This is a genomic window from Paracoccus mutanolyticus (assembly GCF_003285265.1).
GTDB classification, from domain to species: Bacteria; Pseudomonadota; Alphaproteobacteria; order Rhodobacterales; family Rhodobacteraceae; genus Paracoccus; species Paracoccus yeei.
The window spans coordinates 1383537-1398569 of sequence record NZ_CP030239.1 but is presented as its reverse complement, the minus strand read 5'-3'; the positions used below and the strand labels follow the sequence as shown (position 1 = coordinate 1398569).

Here is a 15033-nt window from a genome sequence, read left to right as displayed (position 1 = left end):
ATGGGACTGTCCAAGATCATCACCCGCATCCGTGCCGCCGAGGCGGCCGCCGACCGCACGCCGGGCACGGTGACGCTGATCGCCGTCAGCAAGATCCAGCCCCCCGACCGGGTCGAGGCCGTGCTGGACGCCGGCCATCGCGTCTTTGGCGAAAACTATGTGCAGGAGGCCGGGGCCAAGTGGCCCGCCTGGCGCGACCGCTATCCGGGGGTCGAACTGCACATGATCGGCCCCCTGCAGACCAACAAGCTGAAGCCCGCCCTGGCGCTGTTCGATGCGATTCACACGCTGGACCGCCCCTCTCTGGCGCAAAAGCTGGCCCGTCAGGTCCAGGCGCATGGCATCTGCCCGCGCCTGTTCGTGCAGGTCAACACCGGGCGCGAGCCGCAAAAGGCCGGCATCCTGCCCGACGAGGCGGACGGCTTTGTCGCTGCCTGCCGCGCCCTCGACCTGCGCCTGGACGGGCTGATGTGCATCCCCCCCGACGACCAGGACCCGCAGCCACATTTCCGCGCCCTGCGCGAGATGGCTGAGCGAAGGGCTGAGCGGCTTTCCATGGGGATGGGCGCCGATTTCGAAACCGCCATCGCCGAGGGCGCGACCCATGTGCGCGTCGGCAGCGCGATCTTTGGCGCCCGCACCGTTCGACCCGGTGCCTGACCGGCGGTTCGGCAAAAATTCCTGGAAAGATTAGTCTTTTCTTGAGATTAACCTAATATCCTCAAAGACGATGCGCGGATGGCTCTATGGGCCAAGTTCGTCACGGGAGCGCCACGACTACCCGCCTTCCGAGCAGCACGGCCGCGACCGGGAGCTTACGCTCGCGACGCTGAGCCGGGAGTTGCGCATCAACCCCAAGACCGTGTCAAAATGGCGTAAGCGGGCCACAGTGGAGGATCTGAAGACCGGGCCCAAGAAGCCTCGTTCAACGGTGCTGAATGAGGAGGAAGCGATGGTGGTCGCGTTTCGGCGGCACACCCTGTTGCCTCTGGACGATTGCCTCTACGCCCTGCAGCCGACGATCCCGCACCTGACCCGCTCGGCGCTGCACCGCTGCCTTCAGCGACATGGTATTTCCCGCCTGCCCGATGTCGAGGGCGACAAGCCGAAGCGGCAGCGCTTCAAACGCTATCCCATCGGGTTCTTCCACATCGACATCGCCGAGGTCCAAACCGCTGAGGGCAGGCTCTATCTCTTCGTGGCCATCGACCGCACCAGCAAGTTCGCCTTCACCCGGCTGGTCGAAAAGGCCGGCAAGATGGCTGCCGCCCAGTTTCTGCGCGATCTGGTCGCCGCTGTTCCCTACCGGCTGCATACTGTGCTGACCGACAACGGCGTCGATACCAGCGCCTTCGAGCACATCTTCGGGCGCGTATGCGTGAACACGACATCGATCACCGGCTGACCAAGGTGAAACACCCTTGGACCAATGGCCAGGTCGAACGGATGAACCGGACCAATAAGGCCAGGCTCGAACGGATGAACCGCACGATCAAGGAGGCCACCGTCAAACGCTTCCACTACGACAGCCATGATCAACTGCGGACGCATCTTGCGGACTTCATGTCCGCCTACAACTTCGCGCGCAGGCTCAAGACCCTCGGCGGCCTCACGCCCTACGAATACATCTGCAAGGTCTGGACATCAGAGCCCGGGGGTTTCGATCCATCGATCCCGCCCTCGAAGTTCGTCATCAACTAGGGCTCAGCGCCTGCAGCTCGCCAGCTGCATCTCGTAAAGCTGGGCCCGGGCGCCGACCTTGTAGGCCACATCCGTCAGCCAGGGCTTGCCGCGATGCGAACCCTTGGCAAAGCCCGCCCGACCTTCGTGATAGGCCAGGTATTGCGAGGCGGCGTCGCGCTTGGAAATGCCCAGGATGCGCGTCGAATCGTTCATGTACCAGCCCATGAAATCGGTCGCGTCGCGGATGTTGTCGCGCCGCGCGCCGCGATTGCCGGTCGAACGGCGATAGTCGTCCCAGGTCCCGTCGATGGCCTGGCTGTAGCCATAGGCCGAGCTTTGCCGTCCCATCGGGATGATCCCCAGTGCATAGCGGTGCGGGGTGCGGGCGTCGCCGATGAATTTCGATTCCTGGTGGATGGTGGCCATCTGGACGTGGATCGGCACGCCCCAGCGCCGCTCGGTCTGCCGCATCGCACGCATATAGGCCGGGCGTTCGGCCGCGATGGCGCAGGCGTTTTCCAGATTGCGCGGCGCCTTGTAGCTGCCGCCGCCGCCGCACGAGGCGACCAGCCCGACGATCGCGAGCTTGAGAAACCTGTTCATGACTGCCCCTCATTGTCTTTTTCCGGGGATGTTAGCCCGGCAAAGGGGGGTGGCGCAAATGACAAAGGCTCGATTTTGCGCGGGAAGGCGCGGGGCCTCACGCCGTTGCGGATCGGGACATGCTGGCCTGCTTCGACGCGTCGATCAGGGCTTGCAGTTTTGCTTGCCGCTCGTCCTTGTCGGCCTTTCGGATCATGTCGTTGTGCAGTTGGGGGATGCCCCCGTCCACATTGGCGGCGTTGTATTCGTCCGCCGAATAGGCGGTGCCGTCCGAGCCGTAAAGCGTGATCTCGCCCTCGGCCGAGACATCCATGATCTTGCCCAGCGTGCCGTGGGTCAGGCTGAAGCCGTTGAATTCCCCAGTGTAGACGGCTGCGGTCACGGTGGTGTTGTCAAAGCTGAACATGCTGGACAGCACGGCCGCATTGGTTTCCATTTTGGAGGCATTAAAGCCAGCGAAGGAATCCCCTGTGGGAGCCGTCCTGAGCGATTCCCAACTGCCCGACAACAGGCTGGGCTTGAGCTTGGCAGCCGTCGCGGTGGGCATTGCAGCGTCGATCACCTTGCTCGCATAATGATAGGCGATTACCATTGCATCGCGACGGGACGGGAAGTTCGCGTCGCTTTGCTCTGCCTTGGCCCCCTTGGGAATGCCATCGATGATACCCCCACTGAAGGTGCCCTCAAAGATCAGACGCGGATCCTTGTTGAATTGATTGAAGACTTTCACGCTCCCGGTCACTTCTACGGCCTCGGGGTCGAAGGGACTGATCGAGCCATCACTGAGGCCGTTACTTACCTCGACAAGCTTGGCCGTTAGAGTATCGAGCATCGACGTTTCGCCCGATGGGGCGGCATCGTTTGGAACATATCTGTCCACACTCGGGACCGTGGCGACCTTGGATGCGGCGACCACCTTGTCCACCGCCTTTGCCGGCGTCGACAGCGAGGCCTGGTCATTCTTCAGGATCGTCAGGGCGATATTGGCCGAGGACACATTCATCGGGACACCTACGCTGTGCGGTACTATGGACAACCACCAGTGGTAACGTAAGATCGCCCTGCCGCCAAAGGCATAGTGCCTCAAATTGCGCGGAAGCCGGCGCGGGTCAGCTCGGCAGGACCGAGACCGACTTCACGATGGCGTGGCAGGGGCTTCCCGGTTTCAGGCCCAGGGCCTGGACCGAGCGGGGCGTAACCTGGGCCAGCATCCGCTCGGGGCCCAGGGACAGTTGCACAAGCCCGCCGTCGATGCGCGTCACGGTGGCGGGTAGGGTGTTCAGCGCCGACAGGCCCTGCGGCGGGTCGCGCGACAGGATCACCTCATGCGCCAGGATGCGCAGCCGCAGCGCGTGGCCGGGCCGCGCCTCGATCCCCGGCAGCAGCATCGGGCCGGCGGCGGTGGCGACGCGGACCAGCCCGTCGGGCTCGGTCGCCTCGACCCGCGCCGCGATCAGCGCCCCGGCCTCGCGCGCGCCCAGCCGGGGGCCAGGTCGGGGTCGGCCAGCACATCGGCCAGCGGGCCGCTGTGGACGGTGCGGCCGGCCTGCATCAGGACCACCGTATTGGCCAGCCGCAGCACCTCGGGGACGGAATGGCTGACGTAAAGGATCGGCAGGCGGACATCGTCGCGCAGGCGTTCCAGCCAGGGCATGATCTCGGCCTTGCGGTCCTCGTCCAGCGCGGCAAGGGGCTCGTCCAGCACCAAAAGCGCCGGGTCCGACAGCAGCGCCCGGCCGATGGCGACGCGCTGGCGCTCGCCCCCCGACAGCGTCGCGGGGCGGCGGTTCAGCAGAGCGCCCAGGCCCAGCATCTGCACGACGCGGTCGAAATCCCGCGCGGCGTCGCGCCGCCAGCGCGCGGAATAGCGCAGGTTCGCTGTCACCGTCATGTGCGGAAACAGCCGCGCGTCCTGGAACACGCAGCCGATGCGGCGCGCCTGCGGCGACAGGTCGGTCTGGTCGTCGAACAGCACCCGGTCCCCCAGCGCGATGCGGCCGCGGCGGGGCGCAGAAGCCCCAGGATGCGATCGTGGTGGTCTTGCCGCAGCCCGAGGGGCCGAGCAGCGCCGTCATCCCGGGCGGCGCCTGGAACGCCCCTCCGGCGACAGGCCGGGAAAGCGGTGGCGATAGGCGACGGACAGGCTCATCGCGCCATCCGCCGGGCCAGGAATTCCGACACCAGCACCGCCGCCAGCGCGATCGCGACCGAGATCAGCACCAGCCGCATCGCCGGCCCCTCGCCCGAGGGGGTCGAAAGCAGCGCATAGATGGCCGAAGGCATGGTCTGGGTCTGGCCGGGGATGTTCGACACGAAGGTGATGGTGGCGCCGAATTCGCCCATCGCCTTGGCAAAGCCCAGCGTGACCCCGGCCAGCAACGCCGGCAGGATCAGGGGCAGGGTCACGGTCAGAAAGATCCAGGGCCGCGGCGCCCCCAGGGTGGCGGCGGCCTGTTCCAGGCGCGGGTCCACCGCCTCGAACCCCAGCCGGATCGAGCGCACCATCAGCGGAAAGGCCATGATGGCGGCGGCCAGCGCCGCCCCGGTCCAGCGAAAGGCAAAGACGATGCCCAGGGGCTCCAGCAGGCTGCCGATGGGCCCGCGCGTGCCCATGGTCACCAGCAGCAGATAGCCGGTGACCACCGGCGGCAGGATCAGGGGCAGATGCACCAGCCCGCTGAGCAGGTCATGGCCGGGAAAGCTGCGCCGCGCCAGCAGCCAGGCGATGGCGATGGCGAATGGCAGGCTGACGAGCGCCGCCACCAGCGACACCCGCAAGGACAGCGCGACGGCCTGCCATTCCTGCGGTCCCAGCCAGTCCCACACCGGCCTTATTCCGCGACGGTAAAGCCCTGCGCCTGAAAGATGGACCGCGCCGGGTCCTGCTTCAGGCTGTCCAGGAACAGCTTGGCCTGCGGCGTGTCGGCGGCCTTGGTAACGGCGGCGGGATAGGTGATCGGCGCGTGGCTGTCGGCCGGGAAGGTCGCGACCACGCCGACGCCCTTTTCGGCCACCGCGTCGCTGCCATAGACGAAGCCAAGCGGCACCTCGCCGTCCGAACCCTTCACGCGCTTCGCCGCAACCCCGTTCCGGCGGTTGCTCTGTTCGGCTGGCGGCACCGCACCGGCCTCATAGCCCAGATGGGGTCAGCGCCAGTTCCGGCCCCCAGCATCCGTTCCATCAGCCAGGCCAGCTTGCGCTCGCCCAGCAGGGTCGGCAGGTCTTCGACCGGCGCGGCGGCCGGCTGGCCGGTGCCGACCAGGACCAGCGTATTGCCCAGAAGGTCCAGCCGGGTCGCGGCGTCGATATCGCCCGATGTCTCGACCGCGTCCATCCACTGGCTCGAGGCCGAGATGAACAGATCGGCCGGCGCGCCCTCCTGGATCTGCTTGGCCAGTTTCGAACTGCCGGCATAGGAAATCACCACCGTATCGGCGTGCGACTTCTGCCAGTCGGCGGCGATCTGATCCAAGGCGTCCTTGAGGCTGGCGGCGGCAAAGACGGTGATCTCGTCGGCCTGGGCGGCGGGGGCCAGCGCGACCAGGGCGGCGGCGATCAGGGATTGGAACAGGCGCATGGTGGGCTCCATTATGTTTTGCCCGACATAACCAGCCGCGGCGGCGGGCGGCAAGCGTTATTTCCCGGCCAGCATATCCCGCAGGGCCGCAAGCTGCGGCGCTCCGCGCACCAGCGATTCCAGCGCGCGGTATTCGCCCAGCACGGCGCGCCCCAGGTCGGACAGCCCCGCCCCGCCGCCGCCCGCGCCGCCGCGCGCGCTTTCGACCAGGGGGGCGCGGAAATGGCGGTTCATCTCCTCGACCAGGGCCCAGGCGCGGCGATAGCTCATCCCCAGCCGTCGCCCGGCGGCGGAAATCGAGCCCTCCTCGGCGATGGCCTGCAGCAGGTCGGCCTTGCCCCGGCCAAAGGTCAGGCTGTCGAAATGCAGGCGCAGGCTGAGACGGGGATCGTTTTCCATGCCGCCATTCTTGGCCGAGGACGCGGCGTAGGCAAGCACCTCCGGGGCTTTGCGCGGCTGGGTCCGCGCGCTAGCCTTGGAAAACAGCCAAATGGGGGAACCATGCCTGAGACCGAAATCGTCATCCTGTCCGGGGCGCGGACCGCCATCGGCACCTTTGGCGGCAGCCTGGCGGGGATCCCGCCGATCCAGCTGGCCGCGACCGTCACCCGCGCCGCCATCGAACGCGCCGGCATCGCGCCCGCGCAGGTCGGCACCGTGGTCTTTGGCCATGTCCTGAACACCGAGCCGCGCGACATGTACCTGTCCCGCGTCGCCATGCTGGACGCGGGCGTGCCCGACACCACGCCCGCCATGAACGTCAATCGGCTGTGCGGATCGGGCGCGCAGGCCATCGTTTCCGCCGCGCAGGCGCTGATGCTGGGGGACGCCGATTTCGCCGTGGCGGGCGGGGCCGAATCGATGAGCCGCGCGCCCTATGCCATTCCGGCGGCGCGCTTTGGTGTCAAGATGGGCGACGCGCCGATGCTGGACATGATGACCGGCGCGCTGACCTGCCCGATGGGCACCGGCCACATGGGGGTGACGGCAGAGAATGTCGCCCGCGAGCATGGCATCTCGCGCCAGGCGCAGGACGAATTCGCGCTGGAATCGCAGCGCCGGGCCGCCGCCGCCATCGCCGAGGGGCGGTTCCGCGACCAGATCGTTCCCATGAGATCAAGACCCGCAAGGGCGTCGTGGCCTTCGACACCGACGAACACCCCAAGGAAACCTCGCTGGAAAAGCTGGCTAGTTCAAGGCGGTGTTCCAGCGCGACGGCACGGTCACGGCGGGCAATGCCTCGGGGATCAACGACGGACCCTGCGGGCCTGCTGAACCCGCGAGGAACCGGAGCCCCGCGGTGATCGGCCGCGCGTTCCGGCTGCTGGTGACGGTGGGTTGAACTGGCGGTCGCACGGAAGGTGTGATAGTCATAGGCCCGGTCCCGGCGGTGCAGGCGCTGCTGGCGCGCACAGGGCTGGCGGCGGGCGATTTCGACGTGATCGAGTCAACGAGGCCTTTGCCGCGCAGGGCTGGCCGTGCACCAGCAACTTGGCCTGCGACCCGCGCGGGTGAACCCGAACGGCGGCGCCATCGCGCTGGGTCATCCGGTCGGCGCGACCGGGGCCATCATCACCCTGAAGGCGATGGAGAGTTGCGCCGAGCGGCGGACACCGGGCGCTGGTCGACGATGTGCATCGGCGTCGGCCAGGGCATCGCGCTGGTGATCGAGCGGATCTGACGGAACGCGCGCAACCTGGCGCATTGCCTTTCTTTCAGGAAAGGACAGACCATGCCCGAGGACGCGACGGACAAGGACCAGACCACACGGCCGTCGCAGCGCAAGGACCACAAGCCCGGCGATCCCATTCCCGGGCCCAGCACCGCGCGCCAGCCGCGCTACGACGGGACCGATTCACCCGCCCCGGCCAGCGGCGATCCTACGGAATAGGCTCGATCCGCACGGTCGCGCCCTTATAGGCGGGGGTCTTGGACGCACGGTCGTACCGGTCCAGCGGCACCAGGACATTCGCCTCGGGGTAATAGGCCCCGACGCAGCCGGCGGGCAGGTCATAGGGCGTGACCCGCAGCCCTTCCAGCCGGCGGGAAATGCCGTCGTCGCTGACGGTCACAAGGGCCACGGTCTGATCCTCGGCAAGCCCCGCCTCGCGCATCTGGTCGGGGGCGATCAGCAGGCGCATCCGTCCTTCCAGCCCCCGCAGCCGGTCGCGGTCGGCATAGACCGTCGTGTTGAACTGGTCGTTCGACCGCAGCGTGATCAGGGTAAAGTTGCCCGGCTCAGGTTCGTCCCCCAGGGCGGACAGTGCCGGAGGCACGGTGAACTCGGCCTTGCCGCTGTCGGTCTGCCAGTCGCGTTCGCGCGCCGCATTGCCGCGATAGAACCCGCCGGGCGTGAACAGGCGGTCGTTGAAATCGGCGAACTGGTCGGGATAGATTCGCGCGATCAGATCCCGGACCAGGCCATAGTCGCCCACCCAGTCCTGCCAGCGCACCTTGGGGTTCGGCTCCAGCGTGGCCTGGGCAATGCCGGCGATGATCGCCGGTTCCGACAGCAGGTGTTCGGACGCGGGTTTCCGACGGCCCAGCGAGCCGTGGATATGGCTCAGGCTGTCCTCCATCGTCACGGCCTGGGGCCCGGTCGCCTGAACGTCGCGCTCGGCCCGCACCAGGCAGGGCAGCAGCCAGGCACCTTTGCCCACCAGCACATGGCTGCGGTTCAGCTTGGTGGCGACCTGCACGTTCAGTTCAAGTTTTTGCCACAGGTCGTCGGCGCGGCCCTGGTCGGGGATGGCTCGGGCGAAATTGCCCCCCAGGCCGAGAAAGCCGCGCAACTCACCGTCCAGCAGCGCCTGCACCACCTCGACCGTGGTCAGGCCGGTGTCGCGTGGGGGATCGAAGCCAAATTCCTCGGCCAGCTTGTCCAGGGGCACCAGGTCCGGCTTTTCCGAAATGCCGACGGTGCGCTGGCCCTGCACGTTTGAATGGCCGCGCACCGGGCAGATGCCTGCCCCGGGCCGGCCGATGTTGCCGCGCATCAGCAGCAGGTTCACCAGCATGGCGATACTGTCGCTGCCGTGCACATGCTGGGTCAGACCCATGCCATAGACACCGATGCAGCGTTGCGACCGGGCGTAAAGCGCGGCGACCTCGGCCAGGTCGGCGCGGGGCAGGCCGCAGGCGGCCTCGATCTCCGCCAGTCCAGGGCGCGGACCCAGGCCTCGAACGCCTCGAAATCATGGCCGTGCCGGGCAATGAAGGCGCGGTCGATCACCGGATCCTGGTCCGAGGGGTTTTCGTCGTCCAGCGCGAACAGGTGCTTGCAGATCCCCGCGATCGCCGCGATGTCGCTGCCCGCCCGCAGCTGCAGGTAGATGTCGGAAATCGGCGTGCCCGAGCCCTTCAGCAACTCGGCCGGGTTCTGCGGGTTGGCAAATTCCAGCAGCCCGCGTTCCCGGACCGGGTTGAAGGTGACGATGCGACAACCCCGCCGGGCCGCCGCCTGCAAGGGATGCAGGAACCGCGGGCTGTTCGAGCCGGTGTTCTGGCCAAAGAACAGCAGCATGTCGCATTCGTCGAAATCCGACAGGATGCAGGTGCCGACCGGGCTGCCGATGACCTTCTTCAGCCCGACGCTGGTCGTCTCGTGGCACATGTTGGAGCTGTCGGGCAGGTTGTTGTGTCCGTAAAGCCGGGCGAACAGCGCGTACAGGAACGATGTCTCAAGGCTGGCGCGGCCCGAGGCGTAAAAGACCGTGGACCTGGGCGGCAGGCGCCGCAGCGCCGCGCCGATGGCGGCGAAGGCCTCGTCCCAGGTGGTTTCCACATAGCGGTCGCTGGCGGCGTCATAGCGCATCGGATGGGTCAGCCGGCCCTGCGCCTCAAGCGCGTGATCGGACCAGCCGCGCAGTTCGGACAGCGGATGCGCGGCAAAGAAATCCGGGCCGCAGCGGTCCTTGGTCAGGTCCCAGATGGTAGCCTTGGCGCCGTTCTCGCAGAATTCGGCCAGATGCGGCGAGGCGGGCTTGGCCCAGGCGCAGGAGGTGCACATATGCCCGCGCGGCTTGTTCTGGCGCCACAGCGTGTCCAGCACGCCCAGCGGCACCCGCTTGCCCCCCAGGTGGCGCAGGACGCTGCGGACCGAACCCCAGCCGCCGGTCGGGTGGTCGTAATGGGGCGTGGTCGGGTCCTGTTCGCGCTGCGGACGGTCGTGCTCGGTCATCGGTCGTTCCTGTAATCCGTGGATCGGGCAGCCGTTCGCCTCGGCCCGGAAATGGGCCGAGTAGCGATAGGTTTCCCGGCGCGCGCGGTTGACGCTGCCCAAAGGACGATGCGCCACGATGCCGTTCCAGGGGCTGAAACGCATCCGGTCGTCGGCCTGTTCGACGGCCTCGGCGTCCCAGCTGTCCTGCCGGGGCAGATACAGCGTCGCCACCTGGACGAAGGGCGCCTCGGCCTCGTCCCAAAGGGCCGAGGCATCCTCGATGGGCTGGCGCTCGGGGTCGCGGGCCAGCTGCACCTCGAAGGCCCATTCGCCGTCGATCCCCGCCATCTCGCGCCTGATCTGCGCGCGGATCGGGTTTTCGGCGGCGCCCATGTCGATGGGCTTGCCGGTCAGCGCCGTCAGCGCCGGCGACAGCGGCCGCAAGCGGAACTTGGCGACATGATCGCCATAGCGGAACGGGGTGGCGCTGAAATAGGTCTCGCCCAGGGGGTCGGTCTGGGGGGCGCCGCCCATGCCCGCAAGGGCCGTGCTTTCCAGCCCCACCATGCCCAGGGCGGCATTCACGGTCTGCAGCGTCTTCGACAGGGCGATCTTGGCCCCTTCGGCGCGGTCGGTGGTCGCCGCCAGCAGTTTCAACTGCCCGGCGAAATCCTGCGCTCGGGGCACGGCAAAGACCGGGCCGTTGATCATCAAAAAGTCCTGCGCGCCGTCCGAATCCACATCAAGGCGCGGACCCGGGACATTCTCGACCTTGAGCGCGATGCCGCGCGGCAGCGCCACCGTGTCGCTGATCAGGTCGCCGGGATTGGTCGAGATGCGCAGCCAGGCCGGGTATTCGCCGGGCTGGGCAAAAAGCCCCTGCGCCAGTTCCGGCGGCAGGGTGGCGTCGACCACCAGCCGGCCCCGCAGAACGGCATGGGCCTTGGCATGGACGCCGCGCACGGCATGGCCATAGTCGCGAAAGGTCGTGGTCAGGATATGGCGAAAGGACTGGATCAGATCCTCGACCGTCGCCGCCTCGCGGGCGGGGTCGACGGTTTCCAGATCGTCGCTGTAGCGCAGCGGGGGACGGTCAGGACACATGGCGCACCCCGAGGGCTGTCACAGGGGTGCAGGGCCTGGCGAGCGGGGGTCGGAACATCGGTCTCTCCGCATGACTGGGTCGCAGAGTGAACCCGGCGGCGGGGCAGATGTTCCGGCAGGCGGCAAAAACCGCCCGCGCGGCCGTCAGGCAGAGGCCATGATCCGCGCGATATGGGCCGCGATCATCAGGTCCAGATGGGCGCCGCCGCCGTTCTTGTAGATCGTGATCTCGTCGGGGCTTGCGCGGCGCCGCGCGTCGGGCCGCACCAGGTCGTAAAGGTCGCCCAGGACATGGTCTGGCGCGATCACACCCGCTGCCATGGGGATGGCGAGTTCGCCGATATGGCCGATAGTGGTGGCCCGGCTGTCCACGAAGAGCGCGCCCCTGCGGATCAGGTCGTCGTCGGCCTCGCGCATGTCGGCCTTGTAGGCGCCGATCAGGTCCACATGCGTCCCCGGCCGGACATGCCGGCCCAGGATGACCGGCTGTCGCGCCATGGTGGCCGAACTGACGATATCGGCCCGGGCCAGCGCACCGGGCAGGTCCTGGGCCACGGCCAGCCGCGCCGGGACATCCGCCAGCCGGGCGACCAGCGCCTGGGCCTGTTCCGGGCGGCGCGCCCACAGGGTCACCTCGTCGATCCCCGGCAGGGCGGCGGTATAGGCGCGCACCAGGCTTTCGGCCACGGTCCCCGCCCCCACCACCAGCAGGCGGCGGCTGTCGGGGCGGGCCAGCAGGCTGGCGCCCAGAACCGAATCCGCCGCCGTCTTGAATTCGGTCACCAGGCGGCTGTCGATGATGGCCTGAAGGCTGCCGGTGTCGGGCGCAAAGACCAGCATCGCGCCCTGCACGGTGGGCAGGCCGCGCGCGGCATTGGCGTCCAGCACGGTAAAGCACTTCGCCCCGTATCCCAGCCCCGGGATATAGGCCGAGCGGCTCATCATCGTGCCTTCGGGCGGGCCAAGGAAACTGTCGCGGATCTCGGCCGGGGCCAGGGCGTGGCCCTGCCGGATCGCCTGAACGGCATCGGGCCAGGTCAGGCGCGGCGCCGCCTCCTCATAGAACACCAGCTGCGGCCTGGATGTTGCGTCCGTCATCGAATGATCCCCTTGCCTGATAGTCCTGCCGCCTTCCGCCGGGCGCGGCCCTAGTCCTGGCCCAGCCGGCGCGACGCCTCGGTCGCGGCGGCCAGTGCCCGGCGCAGGGCGTCGTCGAAGCCCGCGGCCTCGGCGGCGTCCAGCCCGGCGGCGGTGGTGCCGCGGTAATCGCGATAGGCGGCCAGGAACTGCGGCGCCTCGGCGATGCGGCCGGCCAGCATCTGCGCGCCGCCGACCACGGCCGCCTCGGCCGCGCGCCAGGCGACAGCGTCCTCGACCCCCAGGCGCGCATGAAGCCGGCCATCGCCACCGCCATCAGCGCCGGATAGGCCGCGCCCGAGCCGGGCAGGGCGGTCATCAGGTCGATCTGGGATTCCTCGGCCAGTTCGTCCGTGGTGCCGATGGCGGACAGAAGCCGCCGGACGGTGTCGCGATCCTCGGCGGTGACGTCCGGCGCGGCCCAGAACGGCGAATAGGACGCGCCCAGTTCCGCCGCCGCGTTCGGCATGGCGCGGACGATGCGCCCGCCGCAGGCGGCCAGCCGTTCCCCCCGCACCCCGGCCATGAAGGACACGACCAGGCGTCCCTGCGCCTGCAGGCCCAAGCCCGCCCAGTCGACCGGCCGCACCGAGACGACGATCACGTCGCTTTGCCCCGCCAGATCGGCCACGTCGCGCGCCCAGCCCACACCGCGATGGCCCTGGTAATCGGGCCGGGGCCCGGTGCGGTTCAGCGCGATCAGGTTTTCCGGCGCCACGATCCCCTGCGCCAGAAGCCGCCCGCCCAGGGCCGAGCCCAGCCAGCCGGTCGCCCCGATGATTCCGATGCGCATCACGTCTCCTTGTGCCTAGCGCCCAGCCTGGGCCTCGATCGCGGCGCGGAAGGGCAGCCAGCCCACCACCTGCCCCGCGCCGCCTTGGACCAGCAGGCCCTGGGTCTGGTTCGCGGCCATCAGCTTCAGCGCCTCGGCCAGCGAGGCGTCGGCGCGGATCGTGATCCCGGCCATCGGACTGCCGGCGGGGGCGTCCATCACCGCCTCGACCCTAAGCACCTTGCCGCGGTCGACATGCTGGACGAAGTTCGCCACATAGTCGTCGGCCGGGTTCAGAACGATGTCCTGACCTGTGCCCTGCTGGATCACGTTCCCGTCGCGCAAAAGCGCGATGCGGTCGCCGATGCGCAGCGCCTCGTCAAGGTCGTGGGTGATGAAGACGATGGTCTTGCGCACTTCCTTTTGCAGGTCCAGCAGGACCGTCTGCATGTCGTAGCGGATCAAGGGGTCCAGCGCCGAATAGGCCTCGTCCATCAGCAGGATCGGGGCGTCGTTGGCCAGCGCGCGGGCCAGCCCACGCGCTGCTGCATGCCGCCCGACAGCTGGCTGGGATAGCTTTTCTCGAACCCCTTCAGGCCGACCCGCTCGATCCAGCGCATCGCGGTGCGGTAACGCTCGGCTTCGGAAATGCCCTGGACCTCAAGCCCATAGGCGGCATTGTCCAGCACCGTGCGATGCGGCAGCAGGGCGAATTTCTGGAACACCATCGCGGTCTTGTGCCGGCGGAAGGCGCGCAGCGCCTCGGGCGCCATGGTCACGACATCCTGGCCCTCGATGACGATCTGGCCGGCGGTGGGTTCGATCAGCCGGTTGATGTGGCGGATCAGCGTCGACTTGCCCGAACCCGACAGGCCCATGATGACCTGGATGCTGCCCGCAGGGATCGAGATGTTGATGTCGCGCAGGCCCAGGACGTGGTGATGGCGGGCCTGCAATTCGGCCTTGGTCATGCCGCGGCGGACGGCATCGACATGGGCCGCGGCATGGGGGCCGAAGATCTTGTAAAGGTTGCGAATCTCGATTCCGATGGGTTCAGACATGGCTGGCCTCGCGGTGTTTCTGCAGGCGCTGGCCCCAGGCCTGGCTGATGCGGTCGAACAGGATGGCGATGCCGACGATGGCGAAGCCGTTGAAAAGCCCCAGCGTGAAATACTGGTTCGAGATCGCCTTCAGCACCGGCTGGCCCAGGCCCTGGACGCCGATCATGGACGCGATGACGACCATCGCCAGCGCCATCATGATGGTCTGGTTGATGCCGGCCATGATGGTAGGCAGGGCCAGCGGCAGCTCCGCCTTGATGAGCTTTTGCCAGCGGGACGAGCCGAAGGCGTCGGCGGCCTCGAGCACCTCGCGGTCCACCTGCCGGATGCCCAGGTTCGTCAGCCGGATCATCGGCGGCAGCGCATAGATCACCACCGCGATCAGCCCCGGCACCCGGCCGATGCCCAGCAGCATGACCACCGGGATCAGATAGACGAAGCTCGGCATGGTCTGCATCACGTCCAGCACCGGGTTCAGCACCGATTGCACCCGGGCCGAACGCGACATCAGGATGCCCAGCGGCAGGCCGATCAGGATCGACAGCAGGGTCGAGGCAAAGATCATGGACACGGTCTTCATCGTGTCCTCCCACATGCCGAACATGCCGATCAGCACCAGCGTCACGACGCTGCCGATCACCACGCGAAGGCTGCGGCTGGCGCCCCAGGCCAGGGCGGCGACGACCGCCAGGATGATCGGCCAGGGCGTGTGTGTCAGAAGCCGTTCGGACCAGCTGAGCAGCGTCTGGAGCGGGCTGAACAGCCCCTCGATCACATCGCCGTAACTGCGGGTAAAGCTGCGGAAGCCGTCGTCGATGACCTTCTTGAGGTCGCGCAGGAATCCGTCGTCAAGCTGTGGAAATGAGGTCAACCAGGACATGGTCTGCCGTCCGCCTGTGGGCTGAGTGGGGAAGGGGTCGGGCGGCCGCGCGGC

The 15033-nt window shown here is 67.9% G+C and carries 9 protein-coding genes and 7 pseudogenes; 4 read left to right on the top strand and 12 right to left on the bottom strand.

The genetic code is table 11. The features are described 5' to 3' along the window. On the top strand, positions 1 to 660 hold the full coding sequence (locus tag DPM13_RS07485; RefSeq protein WP_112887746.1) for a YggS family pyridoxal phosphate-dependent enzyme: 660 nt from the start codon (positions 1 to 3) through the stop codon (positions 658 to 660). An 86-nt stretch (positions 661 to 746) separates the two neighbouring features. Continuing rightward, positions 747 to 1701, top strand: a pseudogene (locus DPM13_RS07480) (integrase core domain-containing protein). A 3-nt stretch (positions 1702 to 1704) separates the two neighbouring features. On the opposite strand, the gene DPM13_RS07475 reads toward DPM13_RS07480, so the two are convergent. The 6 genes and pseudogenes from DPM13_RS07475 to DPM13_RS07440 form a co-directional block, all read right to left on the bottom strand. Next, a complete protein-coding gene (locus DPM13_RS07475; RefSeq protein ID WP_080621229.1) occupies positions 1705 to 2286 on the bottom strand; it encodes a transglycosylase SLT domain-containing protein in 582 nt (193 codons plus the stop codon). Positions 2287 to 2383: 97 nt separating this feature from the next. After that, on the bottom strand, positions 2384 to 3289 hold the full coding sequence (locus DPM13_RS19660) for a hypothetical protein (RefSeq protein ID WP_145963322.1): 906 nt from the start codon (positions 3287 to 3289) through the stop codon (positions 2384 to 2386). Between the two features lie 106 nt (positions 3290 to 3395). Beyond that, positions 3396 to 4435 (bottom strand): annotated as a pseudogene (gene modC, locus DPM13_RS19655) (molybdenum ABC transporter ATP-binding protein). Then, positions 4432 to 5112, bottom strand: coding sequence for a molybdate ABC transporter permease subunit (modB, locus tag DPM13_RS07450; protein ID WP_112887742.1), 681 nt, complete (start codon positions 5110 to 5112; stop codon positions 4432 to 4434). The pseudogene modC and the gene modB overlap by 4 nt, the downstream one beginning before the upstream one ends. 5 nt (positions 5113 to 5117) lie before the next feature. Next, positions 5118 to 5863, bottom strand: a pseudogene (gene modA / locus DPM13_RS07445) (molybdate ABC transporter substrate-binding protein). Between the two features lie 57 nt (positions 5864 to 5920). Beyond that, the gene (locus DPM13_RS07440; protein WP_112887741.1) at positions 5921 to 6262 is read right to left on the bottom strand and encodes a winged helix-turn-helix domain-containing protein; all 342 of its coding nucleotides are present in this window, start codon (positions 6260 to 6262) and stop codon (positions 5921 to 5923) included. A 102-nt stretch (positions 6263 to 6364) separates the two neighbouring features. On the opposite strand from DPM13_RS07440, the pseudogene DPM13_RS07435 reads away from it, so the two are divergent. Beyond that, positions 6365 to 7544: pseudogene (locus DPM13_RS07435) on the top strand (acetyl-CoA C-acyltransferase). Positions 7545 to 7595: 51 nt separating this feature from the next. Further along, complete coding sequence (locus tag DPM13_RS20550) at positions 7596 to 7754, top strand: hypothetical protein (protein ID WP_189654868.1); 159 nt, start codon at positions 7596 to 7598, stop codon at positions 7752 to 7754. On the opposite strand, the pseudogene DPM13_RS07430 reads toward DPM13_RS20550, so the two are convergent. The 6 genes and pseudogenes from DPM13_RS07430 to DPM13_RS07405 all read right to left on the bottom strand — a co-directional run bounded on the left by DPM13_RS07430 (position 7744) and on the right by DPM13_RS07405 (position 14979). Continuing rightward, positions 7744 to 10043, bottom strand: a pseudogene (locus DPM13_RS07430) (FdhF/YdeP family oxidoreductase). The gene DPM13_RS20550 and the pseudogene DPM13_RS07430 overlap by 11 nt on opposite strands. 1230 nt (positions 10044 to 11273) lie before the next feature. Next, on the bottom strand, positions 11274 to 12227 hold the full coding sequence (locus DPM13_RS07420) for an ornithine cyclodeaminase family protein (protein ID WP_112887740.1): 954 nt from the start codon (positions 12225 to 12227) through the stop codon (positions 11274 to 11276). Between the two features lie 50 nt (positions 12228 to 12277). Next, the gene (locus tag DPM13_RS22510; RefSeq protein ID WP_233144946.1) at positions 12278 to 12466 is read right to left on the bottom strand and encodes a pyrroline-5-carboxylate reductase dimerization domain-containing protein; all 189 of its coding nucleotides are present in this window, start codon (positions 12464 to 12466) and stop codon (positions 12278 to 12280) included. Positions 12467 to 12843: 377 nt separating this feature from the next. Beyond that, a pseudogene (locus DPM13_RS22505) lies at positions 12844 to 13059 on the bottom strand (pyrroline-5-carboxylate reductase family protein); the annotation flags it as partial. Between the two features lie 15 nt (positions 13060 to 13074). Continuing rightward, positions 13075 to 14099 (bottom strand): annotated as a pseudogene (locus DPM13_RS07410) (quaternary amine ABC transporter ATP-binding protein). Then, positions 14092 to 14979 carry an ABC transporter permease gene (locus tag DPM13_RS07405; RefSeq protein WP_112887739.1) on the bottom strand — a complete coding sequence of 296 codons (888 nt, stop codon included), beginning with the start codon at positions 14977 to 14979 and terminating at the stop codon, positions 14092 to 14094. The pseudogene DPM13_RS07410 and the gene DPM13_RS07405 overlap by 8 nt, the downstream one beginning before the upstream one ends. Positions 14980 to 15033 lie beyond the last annotated feature (54 nt).

Bases quoted from the DNA above. Each gene is read 5' to 3' on its own strand.
- DPM13_RS07485 (WP_112887746.1), top strand. From the start codon at position 1: ATGGGACTGTCCAAGATCATCACCCGCATCCGTGCCGCCGAGGCGGCC.
- DPM13_RS07440 (WP_112887741.1), bottom strand. From the start codon at position 6,262: ATGGAAAACGATCCCCGTCTCAGCCTGCGCCTGCATTTCGACAGCCTG.
- DPM13_RS20550 (WP_189654868.1), top strand. From the start codon at position 7,596: ATGCCCGAGGACGCGACGGACAAGGACCAGACCACACGGCCGTCGCAG.
- DPM13_RS07420 (WP_112887740.1), bottom strand. From the start codon at position 12,227: ATGACGGACGCAACATCCAGGCCGCAGCTGGTGTTCTATGAGGAGGCG.
- DPM13_RS19660 (WP_145963322.1), bottom strand. From the start codon at position 3,289: ATGAATGTGTCCTCGGCCAATATCGCCCTGACGATCCTGAAGAATGAC.
- DPM13_RS07475 (WP_080621229.1), bottom strand. From the start codon at position 2,286: ATGAACAGGTTTCTCAAGCTCGCGATCGTCGGGCTGGTCGCCTCGTGC.
- DPM13_RS07405 (WP_112887739.1), bottom strand. From the start codon at position 14,979: ATGTCCTGGTTGACCTCATTTCCACAGCTTGACGACGGATTCCTGCGC.